The organism is Chromobacterium subtsugae (assembly GCF_001676875.1).
GTDB classification, from domain to species: Bacteria; Pseudomonadota; Gammaproteobacteria; order Burkholderiales; family Chromobacteriaceae; genus Chromobacterium; species Chromobacterium subtsugae.
Genome location: NZ_JYKA01000035.1, coordinates 1 through 10,860, shown reverse-complemented (window position 1 = coordinate 10,860; position 10,860 = coordinate 1). Strand labels below are relative to the sequence as shown.

10 protein-coding genes and 2 tRNA genes are annotated in these 10,860 nt (G+C 64.1%); 8 read left to right on the top strand and 4 right to left on the bottom strand.

The features are described 5' to 3' along the window. Positions 1–33: 33 nt before the first annotated feature. From MY55_RS22145 to MY55_RS22135, 3 genes are all read right to left on the bottom strand, one after another. Positions 34–336 carry a fimbrial protein gene (locus MY55_RS22145; protein WP_043575557.1) on the bottom strand — a complete coding sequence of 101 codons (303 nt, stop codon included), beginning with the start codon at positions 334–336 and terminating at the stop codon, positions 34–36. A gap of 383 nt (positions 337–719) precedes the next feature. Continuing rightward, entirely contained in the window at positions 720–2,336 is a 1,617-nt protein-coding gene (locus MY55_RS22140; RefSeq protein WP_043575556.1) for an MFS transporter, read from the bottom strand. Beyond that, positions 2,333–4,003 (bottom strand): GMC family oxidoreductase, encoded by a 1,671-nt coding sequence (locus tag MY55_RS22135; RefSeq protein ID WP_043575555.1) that lies wholly within the window; start codon positions 4,001–4,003, stop codon positions 2,333–2,335. The genes MY55_RS22140 and MY55_RS22135 overlap by 4 nt, the downstream gene beginning before the upstream one ends. A gap of 113 nt (positions 4,004–4,116) precedes the next feature. Here MY55_RS22135 and MY55_RS22130 point away from each other — a divergent pair, with 113 nt between their 5' ends. From MY55_RS22130 to MY55_RS24515, 3 genes are read left to right on the top strand one after another with little or no spacing between them, the layout of a single operon-like run. After that, entirely contained in the window at positions 4,117–5,073 is a 957-nt protein-coding gene (locus MY55_RS22130; RefSeq protein ID WP_230623368.1) for a LysR family transcriptional regulator, read from the top strand. A gap of 9 nt (positions 5,074–5,082) precedes the next feature. After that, positions 5,083–5,769 (top strand): AraC family transcriptional regulator, encoded by a 687-nt coding sequence (locus tag MY55_RS24520; RefSeq protein ID WP_081284787.1) that lies wholly within the window; start codon positions 5,083–5,085, stop codon positions 5,767–5,769. Further along, positions 5,766–5,945, top strand: coding sequence for a GyrI-like domain-containing protein (locus MY55_RS24515; protein WP_279625471.1), 180 nt, complete (start codon positions 5,766–5,768; stop codon positions 5,943–5,945). Before MY55_RS24520 ends, MY55_RS24515 begins: the two co-directional genes overlap by 4 nt. 67 nt (positions 5,946–6,012) lie before the next feature. On the opposite strand, the gene guaB is transcribed toward MY55_RS24515, so the two are convergent. Beyond that, positions 6,013–7,476: an IMP dehydrogenase gene (gene guaB, locus MY55_RS22120; RefSeq protein WP_043575552.1), complete on the bottom strand. Its 1,464-nt coding sequence runs from the start codon at positions 7,474–7,476 to the stop codon at positions 6,013–6,015. Between the two features lie 146 nt (positions 7,477–7,622). Here guaB and MY55_RS22115 point away from each other — a divergent pair, with 146 nt between their 5' ends. The 5 genes from MY55_RS22115 (at position 7,623) to MY55_RS22095 (ending at position 10,810) form a co-directional block, all read left to right on the top strand. Then, positions 7,623–8,054, top strand: a complete 432-nt coding sequence (locus tag MY55_RS22115) for a DUF4124 domain-containing protein (protein WP_052258074.1) — start codon at positions 7,623–7,625, stop codon at positions 8,052–8,054. Continuing rightward, positions 8,055–9,860: an excinuclease ABC subunit UvrC gene (gene uvrC / locus MY55_RS22110; protein WP_047257941.1), complete on the top strand. Its 1,806-nt coding sequence runs from the start codon at positions 8,055–8,057 to the stop codon at positions 9,858–9,860. It abuts the gene before it with no gap. A gap of 92 nt (positions 9,861–9,952) precedes the next feature. Beyond that, complete coding sequence (gene pgsA, locus MY55_RS22105; protein WP_043575550.1) at positions 9,953–10,534, top strand: CDP-diacylglycerol--glycerol-3-phosphate 3-phosphatidyltransferase; 582 nt, start codon at positions 9,953–9,955, stop codon at positions 10,532–10,534. A gap of 102 nt (positions 10,535–10,636) precedes the next feature. Further along, positions 10,637–10,712, top strand: a tRNA-Gly gene (locus MY55_RS22100). Positions 10,713–10,734: 22 nt separating this feature from the next. Continuing rightward, positions 10,735–10,810 (top strand) — tRNA-Gly (locus MY55_RS22095). The last annotated feature ends 50 nt before the right edge of the window (positions 10,811–10,860 follow it).

The following is a 10,860-nucleotide window of genomic DNA, read 5'->3' as shown; positions in this document are numbered from 1 at the left end:
GTTTGGCCGAAGGCTTTTTTGTCAGTGTTCGGATCAGTTGTAAACGATGGTAACCAGTTGGCCGCTGGCGGAGGCGGTGGCGCCTGCCATATTGACCGAGGAAACGCTCAGCGACTGGGTGCTGTCCATGCCGGAGCAGGCATTGCCGGACGCGATCTTGCGGGCGGCCTGGTATTGGCGCGGATTCGTCGCGTAGCTCAGCAGCGTGCTGCCAGCCTCGGCGCACGGTTCCTTGACGATGGAGCCATTGAAGTAAACGGTGCCGCCGTCGGAGGCCAGAGCCAAGCCAGATTGCAGAGCCGCCAGCGCTGCCAGGGTGATGATGACTTTTTTCATTTGGGCCTCCCGGGTTGGGTGATTTCGTTCTGAGTGGAATTGTTACGAAATCTTTAAACCAAAAATTTAAATTAATTCGGTTTATATGTAACCGCTTCTGTTAAGCCAAGTATAGGCGGCCATATTGTAAACAGCAACACCTGGTTTTATTGAATTATTAATAATAAAAATTAAACAATAACGATGACCTGCCGGCAGCGCGAGGAGGCTGCGGCCAGCGGGGGACCGGAGGCGGTTTGACCGGAGATAATTTCAACTTATTGCATTTTTCCGGGATCGCCTGGTTTTGTGGCGGCAGGCGCCGAATGAAGGGGATCCGAGGGGAGGGTGTGGCGGAAATGAAAAGCCCCCTCGCTAGGAGGGGGCTGCGGCGGGCGCGAGTTTCAGTGTTTATGGATGTCGTTGCGGAAGGTTTCGCGCAGAAACAGCAGGCTCACCACCAGGCTGACGCCGTAGACGATGATCGGATACCACAGGCCGTAGAGGATGTCGCCGGTGTACACCACCAGCGAGAACGCCACCGTGGGCATCAGGCCGCCGATCCAGCCGTTGCCCAGGTGATAGGGCAGCGACATCGAGGTATAGCGGATGCGGGTGGGAAACAGTTCCACCATCATCGCCGCCAGCGGGCCGTAGGTCAGCGCCGAAATCACCGACAGCAGCACCAGCACCAGAATCACCATCAGGTGGTTGATCTTGGCCGGATCGGCCTTTTCCGGATAGCCGGCCTGTTTCAGGCCGTCTTGCAGCGCTTTCTTGTCGAAGCCCTGCAGCACCGTCGCGCCGATGTGGATTTCGGTCACGCCGGCGGCGGCCGCTTGTTGCTGGTAGGGCACGCCGTTCTTCGCCAGCAGCGTCTTGGCCTGGTCGCACGGAGTGTTGAGCTTGGCCTTGCCGATGGGGTCGAACTGGAAGTGGCAGCTGGCGGGGTCGGCCACCACCGTCACCGGCGCGCTGGCCTGGGCGGCGGCGACGTCCGGGTTGGCGTAGTCGGTCAGCCAGCGGAAGGCGGGGAAGGTGAGGATGAGGCCCAGCACCAGGCCGGCGATCAGCACCGGTTTGCGGCCGACGCGGTCGGACAGGTGGCCGAAGTACAGGAACAGCGGCGTGGTGACGATCAGAGACGCGATCAGCATCAGGTTGGCGGTCTGCGGGTCCACTTTCAGGATCTGCGTCAGGAAGAACAGCGAATAGAACTGCGCGCAGTAAAAGGTGACCGCCTGGCCGCCGTTGAAGCCGAACAGCGAGATCAGCACGATCTTCAGATTGCTCCAGTTGCCGAAGGCTTCGCTGATCGGCGCCTTGGAGTGCTTGCCTTCCGCCTTCATTTTCAGGAAGGCCGGCGATTCCTGCATCGACAGCCGGATCCAGGTGGAAATGGCCAGCAGGAAGATGGACAGCAGGAAGGGCAGGCGCCAGCCCCAGTCGTTGAAGGCGTCGCCGGTCAGCTTGCGGCAGGCCAGGATCACCAGCAGCGACAGCAACAGGCCGGCGCCGGCGGTGGTCTGAATCCAGCTGGTGTAGCCGCCGCGCTTGTGGTCGGGCGCATGCTCGGCCACATAGATCGCGGCGCCGCCGTATTCGCCGCCTATCGCCAGGCCCTGCAACATGCGCAGCGACACCAGGATCAGCGGCGCGGCGATGCCCAGCGTCGAATAACCGGGCAACACGCCCACCAGGAAGGTGGACAGGCCCATGATGACGATGGTGGCGAGGAAGGTGTACTTGCGGCCCACCATGTCGCCGAGGCGGCCGAATACCAGCGCGCCGAACGGCCGCACCAGGAAGCCGGCGGCGAAGGTCAGCAGCGCGAAGATGAAGGCGGTGGTTTCGTTGACGCCGGTGAAGAACTGCTTGCCGATGATGGCGGCCATCGCGCCGTACAGGAAGAAGTCGTACCACTCGAAAACCGTGCCTAGCGACGAGGCCAGAATCACCTTGCGCTCGGCGCGGCTGATGCCGGCTGCGCCGGCGGCCGACGATGCGATGCTGTTGCTCATGCCGAAGTCTCCTTTGCTGGGGTGGCCGGCGTCGCGAACGCGCCCGGCTGTTTGTTGTCCTGCGCGATCATCTGCGCCGCCTTGGCGGCGATCATCAGGGTGGGGCTGTTGGTGTTGCCGGAGGTGATGGTAGGCATGATGGACGCGTCGGCCACCCTTAGGCCGGCGATGCCGCGCACCCGCAGCCGGGCGTCGACCACGGCCAGCGGGTCGTTGCCCATCTTGCAGGTGCCGACCGGGTGGAAGATGGTGGTGCCGATCTGGCCGGCGGCCTCCACCAGTTCGTCTTCGGTCTGATAGCGGAGGCCGGGCCGGTATTCCGCCGGCAGGTAGCGCGACAGCGCCGGCGACGCGGCGATGCGGCGCGTCAGCCGGATGGCGGCGGCGGCGGCGCGCTGGTCTTCCGGGTGGCTGAGATAATTGGGCTGGATCAAGGGCGGCGCGTCGAGCGGCGCGCCGCCCAGCTCGACATGGCCGCGGCTATGCGGCCGCAGCTGGCAGACCGAGGCGGTGAAGGCGGGAAACGGGTGCAGCGGCTGGCCGAAGCGTTCCAGCGACAGCGGCTGCACGTGGTATTCCAGGTCGGGCCAGCGCACGTCCGGCGCGCTGCGGGCGAAGGCGCCCAACTGGCTGGGCGCCATGGCCATGGGTCCGCTGCGCCGCCACAGGTATTCCCAGGCCATCGCCAGCTTGCCGCGCCAGCTGGCTGCGCGCTGGTTCAGCGTGGGCGCGCCCGCTATCTGGAATACCAGCCGCAGCTGCAGGTGGTCCTGCAGATTGGCGCCGACGCCGGGCAGGATGTGGCGCGGCGCGATGCCGCATTCGGCCAGCAAGCGGGCCGGGCCGATGCCGCTGCGCTGCAGCAAAAGCGGCGAGCCGATGGCGCCGGCGGCGAGGATGATTTCGCCGCGGCAGCGCGCTTGCAGTCGCTGCCCCTGTTGCAAAAAGGAGATTGCGCGGGCGCGCTGACGTTCGACGACCAGGCTTTCCGCCTCGGCGCCGGTCAGCACTGTGAGATTGGGGCGATGGCGGACAGGGTGCAGGAAGGCGCGCGCGCTGCTCCAGCGGCGGCCGTTTTTCTGGTTCACTTCGAAATAGCCGCAGCCGGCATTGTCGCCGCGGTTGAAGTCGTCTACCGGCGCGATGCCCTGCTCGGCGGCGGCGGCGCGGAAGGCGTCGAGGATCTCCCACGACAGCCGCTGCTTGTCCACCCGCCATTCGCCGCCGTGGCCGTGTAAGGGCCGCGCCGGGTCGAAATGGTCTTCCATCGCGATGAAGTGGGGCAGCGCGTCGCGCCAGCCCCAGCCGGGATTGCCCAGCGCTTCCCAGTGGTCGTAATCGGCCGCCTGGCCGCGCATGTAGATCATGCCGTTGATCGACGAGGAGCCGCCCAGCACCTTGCCGCGCGGGTAGCCCAGCGCGCGGCCGCCCAGCCCGCTTTCCGCCGCGGTCTGATAGCACCAGTCGGTGCGCGGGTTGCCGATGCAGTAGAGGTAGCCCACCGGGATGTGGATCCACGGGTAGTCGTCGTTGCCGCCGGCTTCCAGCAGCAGCAACCGCTTGTCGGCGTCGGCGGACAGCCGGTTGGCCAGCAGGCAGCCGGCGCTGCCGGCGCCGACGATGATGTAATCGAACTCCCCGCTCAACATGCCGCCACGCCCATTCATGTCGTTGTCGTAGCAGCCATCTAAACTGAAGCGGGGCTGGCTGGGAATAGCCAGCGGGAAACAACGTATGTTAATTTTTTAACAACAGGCGGCGTGATTGGCGCGCTATTCGTGTGCAAACGCACAATGACCATCCGGATGCGACGATGTTCGACTGGAACGATGTCCGTTATTTTCTGGCGCTGCAGCGCAGCGGCAAACTGCTGGGCGCGGCGCGCCAGCTCGGCACCACCCACGCCACGGTGGCGCGCCACATCGCCGCGCTGGAGGCGGTGCTGGGCCAGCCGCTGTTCATCCAGCAGGCCGACGGCTACACGCTGACCGCCGCCGGCCGTCAGCTGCTGCCGCTGGCCGAAGCGCTGGAGAACACCGCTTCGCAGATGCTGGACAGCGGCTGCAAGGGGCATGCCGAAGTCAGCGGCGTGGTGAGGGTGGGCGCGCCGGAGGGGTTGGGCGCGTTGTTTTTGGCGCGCCACATGCCGGCCTTGATGGCGCGGTATCCCGGGCTGGAGATCGATCTGGTGGCGGTGCCGCGCTTTGTCAGCATCACCAGCCGCGAGGTGGACATCGCCATCGCGCTGGAGCGGCCGCAGGCCAATCTGGTGGTGACGCGCAAGCTGACCAATTACTGCCTGGGCCTGTACGCGACGCCGGGCTATCTGGCCGGGCATCCGCCTATCGCCGAGCGCGAAGACCTGAACGGCCACGCCATCCTCGCCTATGTCGACGACCTGCTGTTCACCCGCGAATTGATGTACCACCACGGCCTGTGTCGCCATCCGCGCATGCCTTTGCGCAATACCAGCGTGGTGGCGCAAAAGGAGGCGGCGCTGGCGGGCGGCGGCATCGCGGTGCTGCCTTATTACATGGTTTACGACGATGCGCGGCTGGTGCAGGTTTTGCCGGAATTGCGCATCGTCCGTTCGTACTGGATCAGCGCGCGCAGCAACATCCGCCGCACGCTGCGCTACCGCGTGGTATGGGATTACGTGGTGGATTTGTGCCAGCGCATGCAATGGCTGCTGTTGCAACAGCCAACTCAGCAAAACGAATCAATCGATGCGGGATAAGCTCACTTCATGAGAACGCTCTATCGCAACGGCGGCCCGGATTCGCCGTATTTGTGGCGGATGCTGCGGGCGCTGGACTACCTGTGGCGCCATCTGGACGGGCCGCTGCCGCTGGAAAGGTTGGCGGAGGAGGCCTGCTTGTCGCCCTTTCACTTTCACCGCGTGTATCGCGGCCTGATGGCTGAAACGGTGGGAGAGACCCGGCAGCGGCTGTTGCTGCACCGCGCGGCCGGACAGTTGGACGGCGGCTCGCTGCCTTTGTCTAAGGTGGCGGCGCGCGCCGGCTACGGCGGCACCGCGGCCTTCGTCAGGGCCTTCGCCAGGGCTTACGGCGAGAGTCCGGGCCGCTACCGCCAGCGCAGAGCGTTCATTTCTAGGCAAGACTGGGAGACCGTGATGCATGAAGTGACATTGCTCAAACAGGATAAGGGGCTGACGGTGCTGATGCGCCGCCATGCCGGCAGTTATATGGAGATCGGCCAGGCCTTCGGCGCCTTGCAGGCCATCAGCCCGGCTTGCGCAGTCGGCGACGCGCCAGGCCGCGCATTCGGAATATATCTGGATGATCCGGAGCAGACGGAAGAGGCCAAGCTGCGCGCCATCGCCTGCGTGACGGTGCCGGATGCCTGGCAGGGCGGCCGCTGCCGGATGGGTTTGAGTGGGGAGAGATTCCCGCCGGAGAGTACGCTTGCGTGACGCATCAGGGACCGTACGCGGAGCTGTCCACGGCCTGGTCCTGGTTGTACCGGCACTGGCTGCCCGGCAGCGGGCGCGCGCCCGGCGGCGTGCCGTGCGTGGAAGAATATTTGAATTCGCCGTACGACAATCCGCCCACCGCCTTGCGCACCCGGCTGATGTTGTCGCTGGCCTGACTGGCCGGCGCGCAAAAAAAGCCCGCGTTGCGCAACGCGGGCTTTTGTTCGACCAGGCGAAACCAGCTTAGCGGTCGACGTGGTAGTTCGGCGCTTCCTTGGTGATCTGCACGTCGTGGACGTGCGATTCGCGGATGCCGGCCGAAGTGATTTCGACGAACTGCGCCTTTTCGTGCAGGTCGGCGATGGTCGGGCAGCCCAGGTAGCCCATCGACGAGCGCAGGCCGCCCACCAACTGGTGGATCACCTGGCCGATCGGGCCCTTGTACGGCACGCGGCCTTCAATGCCTTCCGGCACGAATTTGTCGGCGGCGTTGGAGCTGTCCTGGAAGTAGCGGTCTGCCGAGCCCTGGCTCATCGCGCCCAGCGAGCCCATGCCGCGGTAGGACTTGTACGAACGGCCCTGGAACAGTTCCACCTCGCCCGGCGCTTCTTCGGTGCCGGCGAACATGCCGCCCAGCATCACCGCGTTGCCGCCTGCCGCCAGCGCCTTGGCGATGTCGCCGGAGAAGCGGATGCCGCCGTCGGCGATCATCGGCACGCCGGTGCCCTTCAGCGCTTCGGACACATTGTGGATGGCGGTCAGCTGCGGCACGCCCACGCCGGCCACGATGCGGGTGGTGCAGATCGAGCCGGGGCCGATGCCGACCTTGACGCCGTCGGCGCCGGCCTTGACCAGGTCCAGCGCCGCCTGGGCGGTGGCGATGTTGCCGCCGATCACGTCGACTTGCGGGTAGGTTTGCTTGACCCAGCGCACGCGGTCCAGCACGCCCTGGCTGTGGCCGTGGGCGGTGTCGACCACGATCACGTCGACGCCGGCCGCCACCAGCGCGGCTACGCGCGCCTCGGTGTCGGCGCCGGTACCGACGGCAGCGCCTACGCGCAGACGGCCTTGGCTATCCTTGTTGGCGTTCGGGTGTTCGCTGGTCTTGATGATGTCCTTGACCGTGATCAGGCCCTTCAGCTCCCAGGCGTCGTTGATCACCAGCACGCGCTCCAGGCGGTGGGTGTGCATCAGCTCGCGGGCTTCGTCGATGCTGGCGCCTTCCTTGACGGTGATCAGGCGCTCGCGCGGGGTCATGATGGAGCCGACGGTCTGGTCCAGACGGGTTTCGAAGCGCAGGTCGCGGTTGGTGACGATGCCCACCACTTTGCCGGCTTCGATCACCGGCAGGCCGGAAATCTTGTATTGGCGGGTCAGCAGCACCAGGTCGCGCACCAGCATGTCCGGGGCGATGGTGATCGGATCCTTCACCACGCCGCTTTCATGGCGCTTCACCTTGGAGACCTCGGCGGCCTGTTTTTCGGCGTTCATGTTTTTGTGCACGATGCCGATGCCGCCTTCCTGCGCCATGGCGATGGCGAGGCGAGCTTCGGTCACGGTGTCCATGGCGGCGGAAACCAGCGGCAGCTTCAGCGTGATGTTGCGGGTGAACTGAGTGGTCAGGGTAACGTCGCGCGGAAGAACTTCCGAGTGGGCTGGGACGAGGAGAACGTCGTCGAAAGTATAGGCTTTCTCGATGATACGCATCTTCGCGTTTCCTTAGGCGGCAAAGCGGCATTATACCGAATCATGCGGCGCACTGCAAAAAGAGCGCGAAGATTCGCGCTTTTTGCGCGGCGCTGGGCCAGGCCTTACAATCGGCGGCACCGGGACCAAGCTTGGGGATGCCAATCATGCAGTCATCTATAGTATGGACGTTTTTGCTGGCATTGCTATTGCCGGGCGCCGCCGCGGCCGAGGTCTATACCTGGACCGACGCCAACGGCAAGACCGTGTATTCCGACCAGCCGCCGCCGCATGTCAACGCCCGCAAGCTGAATGTGCGCGCGCAGCGGCCAGCCGGCGCGTCGGCGCCGAAGGCGGAGAAGAAGGCCGACAGCAAGCCGGCCGCCAACAAGCAGGTGGCGTCCGACAACGCCGCCGTCGCCGCCGCCAATGCCAAGGTCAAAGCGCAGAACTGCAGCGCGGCGCAGGCCAATCTGGCCACTTTGCAGCAAAACGGCCGCATCCGCATGCCCGGTTCCACCGCGCTGGCCACCGACGCCCAGCGCAACGAGCTGATTCGTCAGGCCCAGAAGGATGTTCAAACCTGGTGCAATAAATAAGTGTCCAAACCCGAATTCGACTACCAGAACGTATTGCAGAACCTGCCGGCCTTGCCCGGCGTCTACCGGATGTTGGATGCCGAGGGCAAGGTGCTGTATGTCGGCAAGGCGATAGACCTGAAGCGCCGCGTCAGCTCGTATTTCCAGAAGAACGACCTGTCGCCGCGCATTCGGCTGATGGTGCGGCAGATCGCCAGCATAGAAACCACGGTCACCCGCTCCGAGGCCGAGGCGCTGATCCTGGAGAACAACCTGATCAAGGCGCTGGCGCCGCGCTACAACATCTTGTTCCGCGACGACAAGTCCTATCCCTACCTGATGCTGAGCGGGCACGATTTCCCGCAGATGGCTTATTACCGCGGCGAGCCGAAGAAGCCCAGCCAGTATTTCGGCCCTTATCCCAACGGCTACGCGGTGCGCGAAAGCATTCAGATCCTGCAGAAGGTGTTCCGGCTGCGCACCTGCGAGGACGCGGTGTTCGCCAACCGCTCCCGCCCCTGTCTGCTGTACCAGATCAAGCGCTGCTCCGGCCCGTGCGTCGAGCATATTTCCCGCGACGAATACGCGGCCGATGTCGCCAGCGCTGTGGCTTTTCTCAGCGGCAGGCAGAGCGAGCTGATAGAGGAGCTGAACCGGCGCATGATGGCGGCCGCCGACTCGATGGAGTTTGAACAGGCCGCCGAGCTGCGCGATCAGATCCAGGCGTTGTCGCGGGTGCAGGAAAAGCAGTTCGTCTCCAGCAACCAGAGCCAGCAGGATTGCGACGTGGTGGCCGCGGTGCTGAAGGATGGCATGCCTTGCGTCAATCTGGTGATGGTGCGCGGCGGCCGCCATCTGGGCGACAAGAGCCACTTCCCGGTGGGCGGCGAGGCCGATACCGCGCAGGAAATCCTGGAGGCTTTCCTGGCGCAGCATTATCTGACCGCCGGCGTGCCGCCGGCCTTGCTGGTGAACGGCCAATTGAGCGACGCTTTGCACGAATTCCTGCAGCAGCAGGCCGGACGCAAACTGGCGATCGCCAGCAATCCGATAGGCGAGCGGCGAGTGTGGCTGGAAATGGCGGAGAAGAATGCCGAACTGGCCATCCTGCAGCGGCAGGGCAGCAAGGCCACCCAGACCCAGCGGCTGGCGAAGCTGAACGAGGCGCTGGAACTGGACGACGCCGGCCGTTTCGAATGCTTCGACATCAGCCACACCATGGGCGAAGCCACGGTCGCCTCTTGCGTGGTGTACGACAAGGGCGCGATGCAGCCGTCGGAATACCGCCGTTTCAACATCACCACCGCCAAGCCCGGCGACGATTACGCGGCGATGCGCGAAGTGCTGTCGCGCCGCTATGGCAAACTGGCGGACGGCGAAGGCAAACTGCCGGACGCGGTATTCATCGACGGCGGCAAGGGCCAGGTGGGGGTGGCGCTGGAGGTGCTGGCGGAACTGGGGCTGGCCTTGCCCATCGTCGGCATCGCCAAGGGCGAGGAGCGCAAGCCGGGTCTGGAAACGCTGATCCTGCCATACTTGGAAAAGACGTTACAATTGCGCCAGGACCATCCGGCGCTGCACCTGATCCAGACCGTGCGCGACGAGGCCCACCGCTTCGCCATCACCGGCCACCGCGCCCGGCGTGCCAAGGCGCGCACCGCCTCCACGCTGGAAGAGATACCCGGCATCGGAGCCAAGCGGCGCCAGCAGCTCTTGATGCGCTTCGGCGGTTTGCGCGGGGTGGCGGCGGCCAATGTCGATGATTTGTGCCAGGTGGAAGGCATCAGCAGGACGCTGGCGGAAAAGATCTACAATGCCCTGCATTGATTGAATGACTGAAAGCGGCGGGCTTCCCTGATTCAGGCTCGGGATGGCCGCCGGCGATGTTTACGAGCCTGATTGCGACAAGACCAAAACCAATGCCCTTCAATTTGCCGATATTCCTCACCTGGCTCCGGGTTGCCCTGATCCCGATCTGCGTGGCGGTATTTTTCCTGCCGGACTCCATTCTGTTGCTGCACAGCCGCAACGTCGTGGGGGCCGGCATTTTCGCATTGGCGGCCGCCACCGACTGGCTGGACGGCTATCTTGCCCGCAAGCTGGGGCAGACCTCGGCGTTCGGCGCCTTCCTCGATCCGGTGGCGGACAAGTTGATCGTGGCCGCCGCGCTGATCCTGCTGGTGCAGCTGGGCCGCACCGAGGGCTGGATGGCGATGATCATCATCGGCCGCGAGATCACCATCTCGGCGCTGCGCGAGTGGATGGCCGGCATGGGGACGCGCGGCAGCGTCGCGGTAGCTTATATCGGCAAGCTGAAAACCGCCGCGCAAATGCTGGCGATTACCCTGCTGCTGTACGATGGCGCGTTGATTCCGGGCCTGAATGCGCGAATCGCAGGAAATTTTTCCATGTATATCGCGGTGATTTTGACTTTATGGTCAATGGTTTACTATCTGCGCATGGCCGCCAAAGAGTTTGCCGGCAAAAAAATCGATGTTTGAAGTGTTGACAGGCCTGAATAAATCTCTATAATTCGCAGTCTCTCGCCGCTACTGACGAAGCAGCAGCGAGATGCAGTAGAAAGTTTTGCAAGTTTCAGCGGTGCGGGAATAGCTCAGTTGGTAGAGCGCAACCTTGCCAAGGTTGAGGTCGCGAGTTCGAGCCTCGTTTCCCGCTCCAAACAAATTTGCAAGCATGCGACGCGGGAATAGCTCAGTTGGTAGAGCGCAACCTTGCCAAGGTTGAGGTCGCGAGTTCGAGCCTCGTTTCCCGCTCCACCCCTTTCACTGCAGATTGTTTTATGCGACGCGGGAATAGCTCAGTTGGT